General features: G+C 62.2%; 20 protein-coding genes. 18 read left to right on the plus strand and 2 right to left on the minus strand.

From position 1 onward, the window contains the following. The first annotated feature begins 31 nt into the window (after positions 1-31). The 9 genes from F8197_RS02940 (at position 32) to F8197_RS02980 (ending at position 9,241) form a co-directional block, all read left to right on the plus strand. Positions 32-559 (plus strand): OmpH family outer membrane protein, encoded by a 528-nt coding sequence (locus F8197_RS02940; protein WP_040377325.1) that lies wholly within the window; start codon positions 32-34, stop codon positions 557-559. A 14-nt stretch (positions 560-573) separates the two neighbouring features. Continuing rightward, positions 574-1,629: a UDP-3-O-(3-hydroxymyristoyl)glucosamine N-acyltransferase gene (gene lpxD, locus F8197_RS02945; protein ID WP_152879825.1), complete on the plus strand. Its 1,056-nt coding sequence runs from the start codon at positions 574-576 to the stop codon at positions 1,627-1,629. Continuing rightward, entirely contained in the window at positions 1,626-2,120 is a 495-nt protein-coding gene (gene fabZ, locus F8197_RS02950) for a 3-hydroxyacyl-ACP dehydratase FabZ (RefSeq protein ID WP_026636885.1), read from the plus strand. Before lpxD ends, fabZ begins: the two co-directional genes overlap by 4 nt. 2 nt (positions 2,121-2,122) lie before the next feature. Then, positions 2,123-2,911 carry an acyl-ACP--UDP-N-acetylglucosamine O-acyltransferase gene (gene lpxA, locus F8197_RS02955; RefSeq protein ID WP_056147585.1) on the plus strand — a complete coding sequence of 263 codons (789 nt, stop codon included), beginning with the start codon at positions 2,123-2,125 and terminating at the stop codon, positions 2,909-2,911. Continuing rightward, positions 2,895-4,055, plus strand: coding sequence for a lipid-A-disaccharide synthase (gene lpxB / locus F8197_RS02960; protein WP_373996766.1), 1,161 nt, complete (start codon positions 2,895-2,897; stop codon positions 4,053-4,055). Before lpxA ends, lpxB begins: the two co-directional genes overlap by 17 nt. 28 nt (positions 4,056-4,083) lie before the next feature. Further along, complete coding sequence (gene rnhB, locus F8197_RS02965; RefSeq protein ID WP_373996767.1) at positions 4,084-4,707, plus strand: ribonuclease HII; 624 nt, start codon at positions 4,084-4,086, stop codon at positions 4,705-4,707. Further along, complete coding sequence (locus F8197_RS02970; RefSeq protein ID WP_152879827.1) at positions 4,704-5,489, plus strand: RNA methyltransferase; 786 nt, start codon at positions 4,704-4,706, stop codon at positions 5,487-5,489. The genes rnhB and F8197_RS02970 overlap by 4 nt, the downstream gene beginning before the upstream one ends. Positions 5,490-5,510: 21 nt before the next feature. After that, positions 5,511-6,704, plus strand: coding sequence for an EAL domain-containing protein (locus F8197_RS02975; RefSeq protein WP_152879829.1), 1,194 nt, complete (start codon positions 5,511-5,513; stop codon positions 6,702-6,704). A 122-nt stretch (positions 6,705-6,826) separates the two neighbouring features. Next, complete coding sequence (locus tag F8197_RS02980) at positions 6,827-9,241, plus strand: catalase (RefSeq protein ID WP_152879831.1); 2,415 nt, start codon at positions 6,827-6,829, stop codon at positions 9,239-9,241. Between the two features lie 101 nt (positions 9,242-9,342). On the opposite strand, the gene F8197_RS02985 is transcribed toward F8197_RS02980, so the two are convergent. After that, positions 9,343-10,191: a pyruvate, water dikinase regulatory protein gene (locus tag F8197_RS02985; protein ID WP_026636884.1), complete on the minus strand. Its 849-nt coding sequence runs from the start codon at positions 10,189-10,191 to the stop codon at positions 9,343-9,345. Positions 10,192-10,358: 167 nt separating this feature from the next. Between F8197_RS02985 and ppsA the strand changes: the two genes are divergently transcribed. The 9 genes from ppsA to F8197_RS03030 all read left to right on the plus strand — a co-directional run bounded on the left by ppsA (position 10,359) and on the right by F8197_RS03030 (position 17,118). Continuing rightward, positions 10,359-12,791 (plus strand): phosphoenolpyruvate synthase, encoded by a 2,433-nt coding sequence (gene ppsA / locus F8197_RS02990; RefSeq protein ID WP_152879833.1) that lies wholly within the window; start codon positions 10,359-10,361, stop codon positions 12,789-12,791. Positions 12,792-12,959: 168 nt separating this feature from the next. Further along, positions 12,960-13,394 carry an NfeD family protein gene (locus F8197_RS02995; RefSeq protein WP_152879835.1) on the plus strand — a complete coding sequence of 145 codons (435 nt, stop codon included), beginning with the start codon at positions 12,960-12,962 and terminating at the stop codon, positions 13,392-13,394. A 25-nt stretch (positions 13,395-13,419) separates the two neighbouring features. Beyond that, a complete protein-coding gene (locus tag F8197_RS03000) occupies positions 13,420-14,370 on the plus strand; it encodes an SPFH domain-containing protein (RefSeq protein WP_019919670.1) in 951 nt (316 codons plus the stop codon). Between the two features lie 17 nt (positions 14,371-14,387). Further along, positions 14,388-14,819 carry a DUF4259 domain-containing protein gene (locus F8197_RS03005; protein ID WP_056147559.1) on the plus strand — a complete coding sequence of 144 codons (432 nt, stop codon included), beginning with the start codon at positions 14,388-14,390 and terminating at the stop codon, positions 14,817-14,819. A gap of 11 nt (positions 14,820-14,830) precedes the next feature. Then, positions 14,831-15,277: a zf-TFIIB domain-containing protein gene (locus tag F8197_RS03010; RefSeq protein ID WP_152880805.1), complete on the plus strand. Its 447-nt coding sequence runs from the start codon at positions 14,831-14,833 to the stop codon at positions 15,275-15,277. Between the two features lie 18 nt (positions 15,278-15,295). Continuing rightward, positions 15,296-15,889, plus strand: coding sequence for a hypothetical protein (locus F8197_RS03015; protein WP_056147552.1), 594 nt, complete (start codon positions 15,296-15,298; stop codon positions 15,887-15,889). Positions 15,890-15,983: 94 nt separating this feature from the next. After that, the gene (locus F8197_RS03020; protein WP_193333310.1) at positions 15,984-16,595 is read left to right on the plus strand and encodes a hypothetical protein; all 612 of its coding nucleotides are present in this window, start codon (positions 15,984-15,986) and stop codon (positions 16,593-16,595) included. Between the two features lie 51 nt (positions 16,596-16,646). Then, positions 16,647-16,925: a biopolymer transporter ExbD gene (locus F8197_RS03025; RefSeq protein WP_056147545.1), complete on the plus strand. Its 279-nt coding sequence runs from the start codon at positions 16,647-16,649 to the stop codon at positions 16,923-16,925. Then, entirely contained in the window at positions 16,912-17,118 is a 207-nt protein-coding gene (locus F8197_RS03030) for a hypothetical protein (protein ID WP_152879839.1), read from the plus strand. The genes F8197_RS03025 and F8197_RS03030 overlap by 14 nt, the downstream gene beginning before the upstream one ends. Before the next feature lie 30 nt (positions 17,119-17,148). Here F8197_RS03030 and F8197_RS03035 read toward each other — a convergent pair whose 3' ends face one another. Next, a complete protein-coding gene (locus F8197_RS03035; protein ID WP_056147539.1) occupies positions 17,149-17,481 on the minus strand; it encodes a hypothetical protein in 333 nt (110 codons plus the stop codon). Position 17,482: the final 1 nt, after the last annotated feature.

The following is a 17,482-nucleotide window of genomic DNA, read 5'->3' on the forward strand; positions in this document are numbered from 1 at the left end:
GAGAATCAAGTTGAATACTGCATCCGCCAAGATGACCAAGACCTACGGCGCCTCGCTTGCCGCTACGCTTGCCCTGGCAGCGTTGGGCTGGTGCGCCATGGCGCCGGCGCAGGCGCAGACCTCGTTGTCGCGCATCGCCTGGCTCAGCCCGGAGCGCATCTACAACGAGTCCAAGCTGGCCAAGCTGGCCAGCGAAAAGCTGCAGGAAGAGTTCAAGTCGCGCGAAAAAGCCATGCAGGAGATGGAAGGCCGCCTGAAAGCGGCTTCCGCCAAGCTGGAAAAAGACGCGCCGGCCCTGGCCGAAGCGGAACGGGTACGCCGCCAACGCGACGTGTTCGATCTCGACAAGGAATTCCAGCGCCGCCAGCGCGAGTTCCGCGAAGACCTGAGCCAGCGCACCAACGAAGAGCGCCAGGCCATTTCCGACCGCGCCACCAAGATCATCCGCCAGATGGCCGATACCGAAGGTTTCGATATCGTGCTGCAGGATGCGGTGTGGGCCAGCAAGCGTATCGACATCACCGACAAGGTTCTGGCCGCGCTGGACAAAGATAAATAATCAAAGGATACCCGATGGGCACTCGACTAGGCACATTGGTCGAACGCTTCGGTGGCCGGTTGATGGGAGACGCGAACCTGGAAGTGACCGGGATCGCCCCATTGGCAGACGCCGGCGTTTCGCACATCAGCTTTCTCAGCAATAGCAAACTGCGCGCCCAGGCGCGCGACAGCCACGCGGCGGCGTTGATCGTCGCCGAAAAAGATGATGAGTTCATCGCCGCCGGCTACACCGGTGCGCGCATCGTCGTCGCCAACCCCTACGTGTATTTCGCCCGCGCGGCGCAGTATTTCGAATCGCTGACGGCCTTCGTGCCGGCGCCCGGCATCCATGCCAGCGCCGTGGTTGCCGATGATGCCCACGTCGCCGCCAGCGCCCATATCGGCGCACGCGTGGTGATCGAGTCGGGCGCCGTGATCGGCGAACACGCGGTGATCGACGCCGGCTGCTACATCGGCCGCGAAGCGGAAGTGGGCGAGGGCACGCATTTCTTTGCCAACGTCACGTTCCACGCCCATTGCATCATCGGCGCACGCGGCATCATCCATTCGGGCGCCGTGATCGGCACCGACGGTTTCGGCTTCGCCAACGAGGGCGGCGTGTACATCAAGATCCCGCAAACCGGGCGCGTGGTGATCGGCGACGATGTGGACATCGGCGCCAACACCACGATCGACCGCGGTGCACTGGCCGACACCATCATCGAAGACGGCGTCAAGCTGGATAATCAAATCCAGATCGGCCACAACTGCCACATCGGCGCTCACACGGCCATGGCCGGGTGTACCGGCGTGGCCGGCAGCGCCAAAATCGGCAAGTACTGCACCTTCGGCGGCGCCTCGATGGTGCTGGGCCATTTGACCATCGTCGATCGCGTCCACGTGGGCTCGGCCTCAATGGTGTCGCGCTCGATCCTGGAACCGGGCCAGTACACCGGCTTTTATCCGCTGGCGAAAAACGCCGAGTGGGAAAAGTCGGCCGCCATCGTGCGCAATCTGCCGGGCATGCGCGAGAAAATCCGCGCGCTCGAAAAAATTATCAAGACCAATAAAGAAAACGAAGAATCATGACCACTACTCAGCCCGACACCTCCAAGACCATGGACATCTGCGAGATCAAGTCCTACCTGCCGCACCGCTATCCGCTGCTGCTGGTGGACCGCGTGCTCGCGTACGAAGAGGGCAAGTCGATCACCGCGATCAAGAACGTCACCGTCAACGAAGAATTCTTCAATGGCCACTTCCCGCACAAGCCGGTCATGCCGGGCGTGCTGATGATCGAAGCGATGGCGCAAACCGCTGCGCTGCTGTCGTTCAAGACCATGGGCATCAAGCCTGACGAAAGCTCGGTGGTGTACTTCGTCGGTATCGACGGCGCGCGCTTCAAGCGTCCGGTCGGTCCTGGCGACCAGCTGAAAATGGACGTCGAAATCCTGCGCAATGCGCGCGGCATCTGGAAATACAAGGCCGTGGGCACCGTCGATGGCCAGGTGGCCGTGGAAGCGGAACTGATGTGCACCATCCGCAGCGTTGCGGACGCCAGCCAGCCTGCGGGGCAGTAATCATGGGTACCATCCACGCTACCGCAGTCATCGATCCGAAAGCGCAGCTCGATAGCAGCGTCGACGTCGGCGCATACACGGTCATCGGACCGCACGTGCAAATCGACGCCGGCACCGTGGTCGGCCCGCACGTGGTGATCGAAGGTCATACCACCATCGGCCGTGACAATAAACTGTTCCAGTTCTCGTCGATCGGCGCTGCGCCGCAGGATAAAAAATGGGCCGGCGAACCCACCCGTTTGACCATCGGCGACCGCAACACGATCCGCGAATTCTGCACGTTCAACACCGGAACGGTGCAGGACAAGGGCGTGACGTCGCTCGGCAACGACAACTGGATCTCGGCCTATGTGCACCTGGCGCACGACTGCCAGGTGGGCAGCAACACGATCTTCTCGAACAACGCGCAGATCGCCGGCCACGTGGAAATCGGCGACTGGGTGATCATGAGCGGCTTCGCCAATGTCCACCAGTTCTGCAAGATCGGCGCCCATGCGTTCGTGGGCATGAGCACCAGCCTGACGCAGGACGTGCCGCCGTTCGTGCTGTTGAACGGTAACCCGGCGCAGGCGCACGGCGTCAATATCGAAGGCCTCAAGCGCCGTGGTTTTACGCGCGAAGAGATCAACGGCATCCGCACCGCCTACAAGCTGCTGTACCGCTCGGGGCTCACGCTGGAAGAAGCCAAGGCCGCGCTGCGCGCCGAAGAAGAGGCCACGCCCGGTGCGGCGGTCCACATCCGCGCCATGCGCGAATTCCTCGATACGGCGTCGCGTGGCATCGTCCGCTGACAAGCTGTCGCTGGCGATGGTCGCCGGGGAACCATCGGGCGACCTGTTGGCCGCCCGTTTGCTTTCCGGCCTCAAGCCGCACCTGCCCGGTGTGCGCCTGCACGGCATCGGCGGCGAGCACATGATCGCCCAGGGTTTCGAGTCGCACGTGCCGATGGACAAGCTGACCGTGCGCGGACTGCTGGCCGTGATTCCGCGCTACCGCGAAATCAAGGGCATCCAGAACCAGCTGCGCGACCAGTTGCTGGCCGACCGGCCCGCCGCCTTCATCGGCGCCGACTACCCGGGTTTCAACCTGGGGCTGGAAGAGCAGCTGAAGGCGGCGGGCATCCCCACCATCCACTACATCGGGCCGCAGATCTGGGCCTGGCGCGGTGGCCGCATCAAGAAGATCGTGCGCGCGGTGTCGCATATGCTGGTGGTGTTCCCGTTCGAGGAAGAGATTTATCGCCAGGCGGGGGTGCCGGTCAGCTACGTCGGCCATCCGCTGGCGGAAGTGATCCCGATGGTACCGGACGAGGCGGGCGCGCGCGCCAAACTCGGTCTGCCGCAGGACGCCAACGTGGTCACCATCATGCCCGGCAGCCGCATGTCCGAGCTCAAATACAATACCGTGGCTTTCGTGCAGGCGGCCAAACTGCTCAAGCAGCGCGACCGTTCGCTGCGGTTCGTGGCGCCGATGGCGGGCGAACGCCAGCGCCAGTATTTCCTGGAACTGGTGGCGCAGGCCGGCTTGCAGGACGTGGAGATCGACCTGCTCGAAGGCCAGTCGCACACGGCGATTGCCGCCGGCGACGCGGTGCTGGTCGCTTCGGGCACCGCATCGCTGGAAGTGGCGCTGTTCAAAAAGCCGATGGTGATTGCCTATAAAATGATGGCGCTGGAATGGCAGATCTTGCGCCACTTCGGCTACCAGCCGTGGGTGGGCCTGCCCAACATCCTGGCACGAGAATTTCTGGTGCCCGAGATGCTGCAGGACGCCGCCAACCCGCAAGCGCTGGCGGACGCCATGTGGCAGCAACTGTCCGACGCGCCGCACCGGCTGCGCCTGGCCCAGCGCTTCACCGACATGCATCACAGCCTGCTGCGCAACAGCGCGGTGGAGAGTGCGGCGGCGGTGTTGAAGGTGATCGGCCGTGGTTAGCCAATTAGATGAATAAGTGAAGTAAAACGTGAAAAACCCAAATCCCGGCCTGTTCGACGACCTCCCGAACTCCCCCGACGAAATCATTTGCGGGGTGGATGAAGCCGGCCGTGGCCCGCTGGCCGGCCCGGTGTTTGCCGCTGCCGTCATTCTCGACCCGAACCGCCCGATCCTCGGCTTGCGCGACTCGAAAAAGCTCACCGAAGCCAAGCGCGACCTGCTGGCACCGGTGATCAAGTCGCAGGCGCTGGCCTGGGCCATCGCCCAGGCATCGGAAGACGAGATCGACCAACTGAACATCCTGCAAGCGTCGATGCTGGCCATGCGCCGCGCGGTTGAAGCGCTGTCCACCGTGCCCACCCTGGCACTGATCGATGGCAACCGCTGCCCGGTGATGCAGATCCAGTCGATCGCCATCATCGGCGGCGACGACAAGGTCGATGCCATCTCGGCCGCATCGATCCTGGCCAAGACCGCGCGCGACGCCGCCCTGGTCGAACTGCACGCGCAGTACCCGCATTACTGCTTCGACCAGCACAAGGGTTATGGTACCGCGCTGCACCTGGCGCGCTTGCGCGAGCATGGCGCGTCGCCCGTGCACCGCCGTTCGTTTGCGCCGGTGCGTGCCGTGCTGCTCAAGGTGGGCGCATGAAGACGATTACCTCGCGCGACAACGCGCAGTACAAGGATCTGGTCAAACTGGCCGGCAGCGCCCAGGCGCGCCGCAAGTCGGGCCGCACGCTGCTCGACGGCGTGCACCTGTGCCAGTCGTACCTGCAATTGCGCGGCGCGCCCGAGCAGTGCGTGGTCAGCGAAACCGCGCTGCACAACCCGGAAGTGATGGACATCGTCGGCGGCCTGGAAGCGCAACACGCGCACGTGCTGGCCCTGCCCGATGCGCTCTACAATGCAATCAGCCAGGTCGAACACGGCGTGGGCGTGATGTTCCTGATCCCCACGCCGGAGCGCGCGGTGACCGGACCGTTGCAGGTGTCGGCAGTGCTGCTCGACGGCGTGCAGGACCCGGGCAACGTCGGCTCGATCCTGCGCAGCGCGGCAGCGGCTGGCATCACGCAAGTGTATTGCAGTCCCGGCACCGCGTTCTGCTGGTCGCCCAAGGTGCTGCGCGCGGCCATGGGTGCTCACTTCGTGCTTGATATCTTCGAGAATGTCGATTTGCCGGCGCTGGTAGCGAATTCGCAGGTGGTGTCGCTGGCCACCAGCGGCTATGCCACCCAGCGCCTGTATGATGTGAACCTGCGCCAGCCGGTGGCGTGGCTGTTCGGCCACGAAGGGCAGGGCGTGGCGCACGATTTATTGGCACTCGCTTCGCACCAGGTAGTCATTCCCCATGCAGGCCAGGTGGAGTCGCTCAACGTCGCAGCTTGCGCAGCAGTATGCTTTTTCGAACAACTCAGGCAGAATCAGGGCTAGGCAGTTTCCACCGGAGCGGTTATGGATATCGGGCAGTTGCACTTTCTGGTCGCAGAAGGAGACGTCGCGCAGCGCCGCGTGCTGGTCGATATCCTGCAACGCACGGGGGCGCTACAGATTACCGAGGCGCCAGACGGCGACACCGCGCTGCGCTGCCTGGGCCTGCGCTACCAGCCGGCCGTCAACATCGTCATTCTCGACTTGCAGGTGCCCGGCATCGACGCGCTGGAAGTCATCCGCCGCATGGGCGACCTGCAAAGCCGCGCGGGGCTGATCATTTTCGGCTCGCAAACCAATTCCGTGCTGTTCTCGATCGAATCGATGGCCGATGCCTTCGGCCTCGACGTGCTGGGCGTGATGACCAAGCCGCTGATCGCGGGACGGCTGGAAGCGGTGATCGCCGCCCACCTGAAACCGCCCGAAATGCGGCGCGAGCGCGTGCCCACGCTGTCGTTCGCGGAGGTGGGCAATGGGCTCAATAACAACGAATTTGCACCGCACTTCCAGCCCAAGATCGAACTGGAAACCGGCCGGGTAAAAGGCCTGGAGATGTTTGCACGCTGGCGCCATCCGCGTTATGGCCTGCTCGGTCCCGCGTCGTTCATGCCGGCGCTGGTGGAAAACCACCGCATCGACTTCCTCGACTGGGCGCTGATCGAAAAATCGGTGCAAGCCTGCCGCCGCCTGCACGACGACGGCATTCCGATTTCGTTCTCGGTCAACGTCGATCCCAGCACGCTGGCGCACCCGCAGTTCATGGAGCAGATCGACGCCTGCCTGGAACGCCACCGCATCATGCCCGACTATCTCACCTTCGAGATGACGGAAAAGGCGGTGCTCACTACCACGCCGCACTTCCTGGAGCGGCTGCTGCGGCTGCGCATGAAGGGGTTCGGCCTGGCCATCGACGACTACGGCACGGGGCTGATCAACCTGCAACTGCTGGCGCGGGTGCCGTTCTCGGAACTGAAAATCGACCGCAGTTTCGTCGATGGCGCGTTCCGCAAGCCGGCGATTGCCACCGTACTGCGCTCGTGCCTGGGCCTGTCGCGCAGCCTGGAGCGGCGTTCAGTGGCTGTGGGGGTCGAGACCAAGCAGGATTGGGATTTCCTGCAGGGGCTGGGCTGCACGTATGCCCAGGGCTATTACATCGCCAAGCCGATGCCGGTCGAGGAGTTTCCCGACTGGCTATCGGATTGGCGCCACTTTTTCTAGGCGTTTTTCTGCGGCATTCCTGTTCTCCCGGCGCTTGAGCAACATCAAGCGGCGTCATCCCAAGACTCTCAAACTCGACTTCAGCCCGACGTTCGGAGCGGGTATTGAACAGGAGTCGAGACATGGCCAAACGCAAAAGCAATGGTGGCGACGTGGACGGCGCCGGTTCCATCCTGAGCACCCTGGGCGGTCCCTCGAAGGCGCCGCGCCCGTCGCGCCTCGGCCCGCCCAACCCCATCGCCACCCAGTTGATCGAGAAGGTCGTCAGCGACGCCCAACTGGCCGCCGACATGCCCTACAATCCCACCAAGGCGCTCGAATACGGCGATGCCGCCTGGGTGCCGCACGAGGGCGATACGGAGACGCCCACGTCGCCGCTGGCCACGGCCAGTACCAGCACCGAGACCGTGGCCTCGCCCAAAGTGGGCGCCGGCCAGCCGGACCTCGGCGACAATCCGCTTGACGGCCCGCTCGACCGGGTGCGGGTGGACGATACCGGCCGCATGCTGACCACCAACCAGGCGGTGCGCGTGGCAGATAACCAGAACAGCCTCAAGGCGGGCCTGCGCGGTCCCACCCTGATGGAAGATTTTATTCTGCGCGAAAAAATCACGCACTTCGACCATGAGCGCATACCGGAGCGCGTGGTGCACGCGCGCGGCTCGGCCGCCCACGGCTATTTCGAGAGCTACGGCGACCAAAGCGCCATTACCCGCGCCGCACTGTTCGGCGCGACGGGCAAACGCACACCGGTATTCGTGCGGTTTTCCACCGTGGCCGGCGAGCGCGGTTCGGCCGACACGGTGCGCGACGTGCGCGGCTTCGCCGTCAAGTTTTATACGGAAGACGGCAACTGGGACCTGGTAGGGAACAACATCCCGGTGTTCTTCATCCAGGATGCGATGAAATTCCCGGACCTGATCCACGCGGTGAAACCCGAACCGCACCACGGCATGCCGCAGGCATCGAGTGCGCACGACACGTTCTGGGACTTTGCGTCGCTCAGTCCCGAAATCGTTCACATGCTGCTGTGGCACACGTCGGACCGGGCCATTCCGCGCAGCTACCGCATGATGCAGGGCTTCGGCGTGCACACGTTCCGGCTGGTGAATGCGCATGGCACGTCGGTCTTCTGCAAGTTCCACTGGTCGCCCATGGCCGGCACCCATGCGCTGGTGTGGGACGAGGCAGTGCGCCTGGCGGCGGCCGATCCCGATTACCACCGGCGGGATTTGTGGGAAGCCATCGACAGCGGCCAGTTCCCGCAATGGGAACTGGGGCTGCAAGTATTCAGTGAGGCGCAGGCCGCGCGCTTCCCGTTCGACATTCTCGATCCCACCAAGCTGGTGCCGGAAGCGCTGGTGCCGCTGCGCTCCGTGGGCAAGCTGGTCCTCAATCGCAATCCCGACAATTTTTTTGCCGAGACCGAGCAGGTGGCGTTTTGCGCCGCCCACGTGGTGCCCGGCATCGACTTCACCAACGATCCGTTGCTGCAAGGCCGCTTGCACTCGTACGTCGATACCCAGATCTCGCGCCTCGGTGGCGCCAACTTTCATGAGATTCCGATCAATACGCCGGTGGCGCCCATTCACAACAACCAGCGCGACGGCATGCACCGCCAGCAGATCAACCGGGGTCGGGTCAACTACGAACCGAATTCGCTGGCAGGCGGCTGCCCGTTCCAGGCCGGCGTGCGCGGTTTTGTCAGCGTGCCGGAAGCGTCGCACGGCAACGAGGTGCGCGGCAAGCCGGAACTGTTCGCCGACCATTATTCGCAGGCGCGCCTGTTCTGGATCAGCCAGACACCGGTCGAGCAGGACCACGTCGTGCAGGCGTTCCGGTTCGAACTGACGCGGGTGCAGACGCCGGCCGTGCGCAAGCGGGTGCTGGCGGCGCTGGTCAATGTCGATAATGGGCTGGCCGCGCGCGTGGCCGCCAGCCTTGGGATGGACGTGCCGGACCCACTGCCGCCGGCCACCAGCCGCCCGCCATACCAGTATTTGCCATCGCCGCCGCTGTCGCTGTTCCACCGCCCCGGCAACGTGGGCGTGGCCACGCGCCGGGTAGCGCTGCTGGTGGCGCCGGGCGTCGATGGTCCGCAAACGCGCAAGCTGTATGCAGCCTTGCTGGACCTGGGCGCGGCGCCGCGCCTGGTGGGCGAACAAATCGGTAAGATCGCCGCCAGCGACGACGCGCCCTTGGACGTGGAAATCAGCATCGAGGCGGGACCGTCGGTGTTGTTCGATGCGGTGATCGTGCCCGATTATCCCGAGGGAGAGTGCGCGCTGTCGCGCGATGCACGCGCGCTCGAATTTTTAAAGCTGCAGTTCCGGCACCTGAAGCCGATGCTGGCCGTGGGCAGCGGCGCCGTGCTGCTGCGGGCGGCGCACATCCCGGACAAGCTGCCCGACGGCCAGCCGGATCCGGGCGTCATCAGCGCCGAAACCTGCGACCTGGCCGATGCGCTGGCGCGGTTCGTCGCGGTGCTGGCGCGGCACCGCGTGTACGCGCGCGATACCGATCCCCCAAGGGTTTAAGGGGCGCCCGAGAAAGCGTTCGGAGCAAGGCGCCGCCACGAAGACAGTACGACTGGTACGGCCGGGAGCGGCAACGCCGCCATGAAGCTTTTCCGGCGCTCCTAGTATTCGCGGCGGTCCGGCTTGATCTCCTGCAAAATCGTTGTCGAGATTTCCTCGATCGACTTGGTGGTGGACGACAGCCAGCGTATCCCTTCGCGCTTCATCATGGTTTCCGCCTCGTTCACCTCGTACCGGCAATTCTCGATCGACGCGTACTTGCTGCCCGCGCGGCGCTCGTTGCGGATCTCGCTCAGGCGTTCCGGCGTGATCGTCAGGCCGAAAATCTTCGACTTGAACTCGTACAGCGACGACGGCAGGCGGCCCCGTTCGAAATCGTCGGGGATCAGCGGGTAGTTGGCCGCCTTGATCCCGTACTGCATGGCCAGGTACAAGCTGGTGGGCGTCTTGCCGGAGCGCGATACGCCGACCAGAATGATGTCGGCCGAGGACAGGTTCTTGTGCGACTGGCCGTCGTCGTGGGCCAGCGAGAAGTTAATCGCCTCGATGCGGTTTTTGTACTCTTCGCTGTCGACGATATTGTGCGAACGGCCGATGGTGTGGGTCGATTTGACGTTCAATTCCTGTTCCAGCGGCGCCACGAAAGTCTGGAACAAGTCCATATACATGCCCTTGCAGCGGCGGATCACGTCCGACAGTTCGGTCTGCACCAGCGTGGAAAAAATGATCGGGCGCTGACCGTCGGTAACAAACGCCTCGTTGATCTTGCGTGCGGCGTCGTGCGCCTTGTCGAGCGTATCGATGAACGGCAGCCGGATCTGGCGGAAGCGCAGTTCGAACTGGGTCAGCACCGAGTGACCGAAGGTTTCAGCCGTGATGCCGGTGCCGTCGGAGACGAAGAACACCGTGCGTGATGCGGTAGGAAAGGAGGTTCGTTGTTCTTGTGTCATGTATTTTTCTGCCGGTGATGATCGGGAATCGTCAATTGTCGTTACAGGCTGTAGAATGGTTGCCAATAGCATGATTGTGGTGCACGACGACCAGAATAACAAGAACAAGCAAAACGGAGACGTCTGCACCCGGCTGAAAGATTTCTATCATCAAAAAGGTGTTTTTTATGTCTAACGCAGCATTGAAGGAGCAGGCAGGGGAAGCGGTTTACGTCGCATCGTTCGAAAATTTACGCATGACCGATGTGGAATCGGTCGGCGGCAAGAACGCGTCCCTGGGCGAAATGATCAGCCAACTGGCTGGCGCCGGCGTGCGTGTGCCTGGTGGCTTTGCCACCACGGCGCAGGCATTCCGCGACTTCCTCGAACACAGCGTCGACGGCGGCAAGCCGCTGGCCGAACGCATCGCCAATCGTCTGGCCGACCTGAATATTGACGACGTGCGCGCCCTGGCGCAAGCGGGCGCCGAAATTCGCGGCTGGATCGTCGAAACCCCGTTCCAGCCCCGCCTGCAGGCCGACATCACGGCCTTCTACGAGCGCCTGGTCGCCGACTCCACCACCGAAATGTCGTTTGCCGTGCGTTCGTCGGCCACCGCCGAAGACTTGCCCGACGCCTCGTTCGCCGGTCAGCAAGAGTCGTTCCTGAACGTGGTCGGCATCGACAACGTGCTCGAAGCAATGAAGCACGTGTTCGCGTCGCTGTACAACGACCGCGCCATTTCGTACCGCGTGCATAAAGGCTTCACCCACGCCGAAGTCGCATTGTCGGCCGGCGTGCAGCGCATGGTTCGTTCCGACCTGGGCGCCGCCGGCGTGATGTTTACCATCGATACCGAATCGGGCTTCAAGGACGTGGTGTTCGTTACCTCGAGCTATGGCCTGGGCGAGACCGTGGTGCAGGGCGCCGTCAACCCGGACGAATTCTACGTCCACAAGCCAATGCTGGAAAAAGGCAAATCGCCTGTCATCCGCCGCAACATCGGCTCCAAGCTGATCAAGATGGAATTCACCAACGAAGCCAAGGCTGGCCGCTCGGTGAAAACCGTGGACGTGCCAGTGGAACTGCGCAACCGCTACTCGCTCAACGACACCGAAGTGGTGGAGCTGGCCAAGTACGCCGTCATCATCGAAAACCACTACGGCCGTCCGATGGACATCGAGTGGGGCAAGGATGGCCGCGACGGCAAACTGTACATCCTGCAAGCGCGTCCTGAAACCGTCAAATCGCAGCAGAAAGCGACCGACGTGCAGCAGCGCTTCAAACTGAAATCGACCGGCACCGTGCTGACGTCCGGCCGCGCCATCGGCCAGAAAATCGGCGCTGGCCCGGTGCGCGTGATTACCGACCCGTCGGAAATGGAACGCGTGCAGCCCGGCGACGTGCTGGTGGCCGACATGACCGACCCGAACTGGGAACCGGTCATGAAACGCGCTTCGGCCATCGTCACCAACCGTGGCGGCCGTACCTGCCACGCGGCGATCATCGCCCGTGAACTGGGCGTGCCGGCCGTGGTCGGTTGCGGCGACGCGACCGAAGTGCTCAAGGACGGCACGTTCGTGACCGTGTCGTGCGCCGAAGGCGACGAAGGCAAGATCTACGACGGCCTGCTGGAAACCGAAATTTCGGAAGTGCAGCGCGGCGAACTGCCGAAACTGCCGACCAAGATCATGCTCAACGTCGGCAACCCGCAACTGGCGTTCGACTTCCAGTCCGTGCCGAATGCCGGCGTGGGCCTGGCACGCCTCGAGTTCATCATCAATAACAATATTGGTGTGCACCCGAAAGCGATCCTGGAATACCCGAACATCGACGCCGACCTGAAAAAGGCAGTGGAATCGGTCGCCCGCGGCCACGCGTCGCCGAAAGCCTTCTACGTGGACAAGCTGGCCGAAGGTATCGCCACCATCGCCGCCGCGTTCTGGCCGAAAAAAGTCATCGTGCGCATGTCGGACTTCAAGTCCAACGAATACAAGAAGCTGATTGGCGGTTCGCGCTACGAACCGGACGAAGAAAATCCGATGCTGGGCTTCCGTGGCGCTGCGCGCTACCTGGCCGAAGACTTCGCCGGCGCCTTCGAAATGGAATGCCTGGCCATGAAGCGCGTGCGCAACGACATGGGCCTGACCAACGTCGAGATCATGGTGCCGTTCGTGCGCACCCTGGGCCAGGCTGAAAAAGTCGTGAACCTGCTGGCCAAGAACGGCCTGGTACGCGGCGAAAACGACCTGCGCCTGATCATGATGTGCGAAGTGCCATCGAACGCGATTTTGGCCGACCAGTTCCTCGAGTTCTTCGACGGCTTCTCGATCGGTTCCAACGACCTGACCCAGCTGACCCTGGGCCTGGACCGCGATTCCGGCATGGCGCTGCTCGCTGCTGACTTCGACGAGCGCGATCCGGCCGTCAAAGCGTTGCTGTCGCTGGCCATCAAGGCCTGCCGCGAAAAGGGCAAGTACATCGGTATTTGCGGCCAGGGTCCTTCCGACCACCCGGACTTCGCCGTGTGGCTGATGGAGCAGGGCATCGAATCGATGTCGCTGAACCCTGACTCGGTGATCGACACGTGGCAGAAACTGGCAAGCCTGCAACCTAAATAAGGTAGCCAATAAGAGTTGACGCAAGACAAAAATCGTTTAGACTGGAGTTAATGAATTTAGTAGCCTTTTACTCCACAAAAAACGTTCTTGCATCCAAGACCCTCGTGGCCCATATTGGGCTCCGGGGGTCTTTGTATTTGAAAATAGCTCACGAGAGGAGGAGACATCATGGCTGACTGGAGTTTCTGGTTGATCGCCGCCGGCGTTGCGGTAACCGTCGAACTGTTCATCGGCACGTTCTACCTGCTGATGATCGCCATCGGCCTGGTGTTCGGCGCGCTCGCTGCCGCCATCGGGCTGGCGCTGCCGATCCAGACCATGGTGGCCGCCATCGTCGGCGTGGCCGCGACCATCGGCTTGCGCCGCAGCCGCTACGGCAGGATGGGCACCCGCGTGGAAGCCGAGCGCGATCCCAATGTGAACCTCGATATCGGCCAGACCGTTACCGTGCCGGCCTGGCAGGACGGCGTGGCGCGCGTGATGTATCGCGGTGCGCTGTGGGACGTGGAGCTCGACCGCACGGCAACTGGTGCTGCGGTCCCGGCGCCGGGCCAGTACATCATCCGCGAAGTACGCGGCAGCCGCCTGATTGTCGCGGCCTAATCAATTTCAAACGAAGGAGACCTGGATGGATATCAGTTTCGGCAATGTGACCCTGGTGCTGTTTGTGCTGGCATTGGTGTTTGTGTTCAAGACCATCAACGTGGTGCCGCAGCAGCATGCGTGGGTGGTGGAGCGGCTCGGCAAATACCATGCGACGCTGGGCCCCGGCCTCAATATCGTGATCCCGTTTGTCGATCGCATCGCCTACAAGCACGTGTTGAAGGAAATTCCGCTCGACGTGCCGCCGCAGGTCTGCATCACCAAGGACAACACGCAGTTGCAGGTGGACGGCATCCTGTACTTCCAGGTCACCGACGCCATGCGCGCCTCGTACGGTTCGTCCAACTACATCGCCGCCATCACCCAGCTGGCGCAAACCACGCTGCGCTCGGTGATCGGCCGCATGGAGCTCGATAAGACCTTCGAGGAACGCGACCATATCAACACCACCATCGTCAACGCCATCGACGAATCGGCCGCCAACTGGGGCGTGAAAGTGCTGCGCTACGAGATCAAGGACCTGACGCCGCCGGCGGAAATCCTGCACGCGATGCAGGCGCAGATTACCGCCGAACGCGAAAAGCGCGCGCTGATCGCCGCCTCGGAAGGCCGCAAGCAGGAGCAGATCAACATCGCCAACGGCGAACGCGAAGCGCAGATCGCCCGCTCCGAAGGCGACAAGCAGGCCGCCATCAACCGTGCCGAGGGCGAGGCGGCTGCCATCGTCGCGCTGGCCGAGGCCAACGCCAATGCGCTGCGCCAGGTGGGTTCGGCGATCCGCGATCCCGGCGGCGAAGACGCGGTGAACCTGAAAGTGGCCGAGCAATACGTGGAAGCATTCGGCAAGCTGGCCAAGACCAACAATTCCATCATCGTGCCGGCCAACCTGGGCGACATCAGCGGCTTGATCGCTACCGCGATGCAGGTCGTCAAATCACAAAAAGACGTGCCGCTGGTCAAACCGGTGCGGCCATAATTTAGCAGGAGCAGGACATGGGTACATGGGCGGTAGACGCTTTCGGTAATGACTTCGCCCAGGACTGGGCCGAGGACCTGCACGAGACGACCAATATGGACGCCATCGAGAACACGCTCGATACGGCCTTGGCAGGCGCCGACGCCGGCGGCGAACTCGAAGCGCCGCTGGCAGCCGAAGCGCTGGCGGCGATCGAAGTGCTGGCACGGCTGCAAGGCAAGGGCGGCGCACGTACCGAGGACAGTGCGGCCATCGACGAATGGGTGGATGCGCGCAAGGAAAAAGCGAAAGGTGCGGTCAAGCCGCGCACCGACCTCGCCGCCAAGGCGCAGCAGGCATTGGCGCGCATCGTGTCCGAACAGTCGGAGCTGCGCCAGCTATGGGAAGAGAGTGAGCATTACGCCGAGTGGTGCGCTTCGGTGGACGACCTGGCGGCGCGCCTGGGGTAAGGAGCGTGGCCATGCTTTGTCCAGCAGACGATACGCCGTTAGCGGCCAGCGCCTCCAGCGGCTACGAAGTGCATCGTTGCCCGCAATGCCTGGGCGTGGCGGTCGCGGGCAATGTGCTGCCCGCAGTACGTGCCTACGCGGCGCTGGAGCTGCACAAGCAACCGGACCAGCCAGCGCACGTACGGCCCTGTCCCCGCGACGGCAAGATGATGAAATCGCTGCCGTACAAGGGCATCGCGCTGGACGTCTGTCCCGAATGCCGGGGCCTGTGGCTCGAAGCCGGGAAGTTGCCCCGCTTGCTGGAACTGGCCCACGTCGCGCAGCCGGTGAACCTGGGCCGCCTGGCAGACGGCACGGAAATACGGCGTGAAAGGTCAACGCTCAACCTGGTCGACAAGGTGGAAGGTATCTGGTTGCTTGGTGATCTTGCCGGCTTGTTGTTCAAATTTTGGAAATAAACATCTCTCAAGGTCATCATGGCGACTGACTGGCTTTTCTACTGGGCGACACTGCCATTCGGGCTGATCCTCATCGGTATCGCGGTAGCGCTGCCCTGGTGGCTCTGGCGCTGGTTGCTCGGTCCGGAATATGACCGCATCGGCGTGATGCCGTATGCGGCAGGCTACCTGGCGGCGCTCGCCGGGCTGTTGGTCGTCAGCTTCGGCTATGCCTATCATGACTTCACCGGCTTGCCAGCGGACGGTGTATTCGCGCAAACCAAGTGGTGGACCTTCGTGCCTGGCCGGGGCATTTACATGATGGTACTGTCGCTGCTGTTTGTCTTGCCTTTGCTTGCACTGGTCGGCGTTCCCGTGGCAGCGGTGCTGATACGCCGTCATTGGTTCAACTTCCGGACGGTACTTGCCGTCGTGGCGATTGTGTCGTCAGCGATGACGTACCTGATGTGGTCGACGCCACCAAACAACTGGTCAAAAGCACATCCGCTAGAGTGGTTCACCATTGTGTTGACTGGAGTGTTGCCCGGGACGCTGATGGTCGCCTTGCCGTTCCTGCTCGCAATTCAATACGCGGTGCGTCTTCGTTGCGCAGGAAATGCTGAAGCGGGATAGTGCCGACTATCTGGATACAAAAAATCGATAGGCGTGAGGAGCATTGGACGATGCTGCCGGAGCGGTTTTTATTTCATCTGTCAAAGAAAATATCATGAGCTTCGCATCCAGGTGCTGCGGCATATTGCTCCTTCTATTGTTGGCCTGTTCGAAAAGTGAGCCGGCAAATACCATCGAAGAAATTGAGCTGGTTGACGGTGCACTTACCCGAAAATTTCTGATCCCATCGACGGTCAAGTCGGAAACTTCAGTGCCTTCAATGCTGAATTTTTCACTCCAATATCCCGGCATGGCGGCACGCAATTGGCGCGATGCTCCTCGTGCGGACGAGATAAGGGGCCAGATAATGCTTGGACGCGGGCAAGGCCGTACCGAATGGCTGGTTGCGAACGCTGCAGGTAAAATCGATACCACCAAGCCGGGCCGTCTTTATCGAGATGGCACGTCGGAAGGTTTCGACATCTACCGTGGCATGCTGAACAAGAAAACGATGAAGCCCGAATCGACGCTGTACGTCTTTCGTGACGTAGATGGTCATTTAGTAGGAGTGAACGATCCTGGAAGCTGGAGCGTGAACTATGTCGCATGGACCAAAATCGATCTCGACATGGAGATTCGGTACCATATCGCCAAGCCGCTGGGGAACGATTTCGTGACGATCAATCGCGCAGTAAAGAAGTTTGTTCGCTCGCTTATCAAGCAGTAAGCCGAGCGTGACATTCCCGGCGGTTCCAATTTTTATGACAAGGTAGTCACTATGAGCGACACACTGGTACTGAAAATTTCCGATAATTCCCGCGTCGAGCTGGAAGGGCAGAAAATGGCGTCCACTGCAGAGGTTGCGCAGGCGCTGGAAAAAATTATCCGTGACAGGCCCAATGTGGTCGTCTCCATCGAGGCAGACAAATCAGCACACTACGAAGCGATCGGCATGGCGATCTACGGCAGCACCCGGGCCGGATTCAGCGGTGAACGTTTGCGTGTAACGGTAGGCGGAAAGCCTTTACTGAGTGGTGAAGATAATGAAACGCGTTAACAAGTGGGTGGAAGCTATTTCCCTGCTCTTCATTGGACTGCTGATGTGCTACGGTTCGTGGGGCAAGGAGAGGGTGCTGCCGATCGGCGAGTTTACCCAGGTCGGCCTGGTTCTCTGTGCTGGCGCCGGTGTCTTATGGTATCGGACGCGGCAGGAAAAGCGGTTGCGCGAGGATGTAGCGGGAGGTAAATAATTTTTCGAAGTGCTGTTATTCTTGCCGTGCTCACGCGGGCGGGAGCTCCGCGTACCAGTGCGCATAGGGCGTATTCTTGACCATGTGCCGGTTCAAATCCGGTGCGCCATCGGTCCACCACACGGGCCCACGTTCTCCGAGCCCATGCTTGGCCTGGTCCACCGCCGCGCGCGCTGCGCGTTCGCGCTGCTTGTCGCCAGTCTTGCGCGCGGCGCCGACTTCGCTCCGCGCCGCCATCAACTGCTTGACCAGCGCCTCGCGGCGTTCCGGCGCCAGGTCGGGATTGCTCAGCCTCCACAGTCTGCCCTTGACCACGAAGTAGCGTCCATCCGGCGTGTGCGGATGCGGGTCAGCGCTGGCCATG

Origin of the sequence: Duganella sp. FT27W (genome assembly GCF_009295655.1) — a bacterium.
Lineage (GTDB): Bacteria > Pseudomonadota > Gammaproteobacteria > Burkholderiales > Burkholderiaceae_D > Rugamonas > Rugamonas zoogloeoides.

What these genes read in the sequence shown, in the direction of transcription:
- F8197_RS02940 (WP_040377325.1), top strand. Translation starts at nt 32, where the DNA reads ATGACCAAGACCTACGGCGCCTCGCTTGCCGCTACGCTTGCCCTGGCA.
- lpxD (WP_152879825.1), top strand. Translation starts at nt 574, where the DNA reads ATGGGCACTCGACTAGGCACATTGGTCGAACGCTTCGGTGGCCGGTTG.
- fabZ (WP_026636885.1), top strand. Translation starts at nt 1,626, where the DNA reads ATGACCACTACTCAGCCCGACACCTCCAAGACCATGGACATCTGCGAG.
- lpxA (WP_056147585.1), top strand. Translation starts at nt 2,123, where the DNA reads ATGGGTACCATCCACGCTACCGCAGTCATCGATCCGAAAGCGCAGCTC.
- F8197_RS02970 (WP_152879827.1), top strand. Translation starts at nt 4,704, where the DNA reads ATGAAGACGATTACCTCGCGCGACAACGCGCAGTACAAGGATCTGGTC.
- F8197_RS02975 (WP_152879829.1), top strand. Translation starts at nt 5,511, where the DNA reads ATGGATATCGGGCAGTTGCACTTTCTGGTCGCAGAAGGAGACGTCGCG.
- F8197_RS02980 (WP_152879831.1), top strand. Translation starts at nt 6,827, where the DNA reads ATGGCCAAACGCAAAAGCAATGGTGGCGACGTGGACGGCGCCGGTTCC.
- F8197_RS02985 (WP_026636884.1), bottom strand. Translation starts at nt 10,191, where the DNA reads ATGACACAAGAACAACGAACCTCCTTTCCTACCGCATCACGCACGGTG.
- ppsA (WP_152879833.1), top strand. Translation starts at nt 10,359, where the DNA reads ATGTCTAACGCAGCATTGAAGGAGCAGGCAGGGGAAGCGGTTTACGTC.
- F8197_RS02995 (WP_152879835.1), top strand. Translation starts at nt 12,960, where the DNA reads ATGGCTGACTGGAGTTTCTGGTTGATCGCCGCCGGCGTTGCGGTAACC.
- F8197_RS03000 (WP_019919670.1), top strand. Translation starts at nt 13,420, where the DNA reads ATGGATATCAGTTTCGGCAATGTGACCCTGGTGCTGTTTGTGCTGGCA.
- F8197_RS03005 (WP_056147559.1), top strand. Translation starts at nt 14,388, where the DNA reads ATGGGTACATGGGCGGTAGACGCTTTCGGTAATGACTTCGCCCAGGAC.
- F8197_RS03010 (WP_152880805.1), top strand. Translation starts at nt 14,831, where the DNA reads ATGCTTTGTCCAGCAGACGATACGCCGTTAGCGGCCAGCGCCTCCAGC.
- F8197_RS03015 (WP_056147552.1), top strand. Translation starts at nt 15,296, where the DNA reads ATGGCGACTGACTGGCTTTTCTACTGGGCGACACTGCCATTCGGGCTG.
- F8197_RS03020 (WP_193333310.1), top strand. Translation starts at nt 15,984, where the DNA reads ATGAGCTTCGCATCCAGGTGCTGCGGCATATTGCTCCTTCTATTGTTG.
- F8197_RS03025 (WP_056147545.1), top strand. Translation starts at nt 16,647, where the DNA reads ATGAGCGACACACTGGTACTGAAAATTTCCGATAATTCCCGCGTCGAG.
- F8197_RS03030 (WP_152879839.1), top strand. Translation starts at nt 16,912, where the DNA reads ATGAAACGCGTTAACAAGTGGGTGGAAGCTATTTCCCTGCTCTTCATT.
- F8197_RS03035 (WP_056147539.1), bottom strand. Translation starts at nt 17,481, where the DNA reads ATGGCCAGCGCTGACCCGCATCCGCACACGCCGGATGGACGCTACTTC.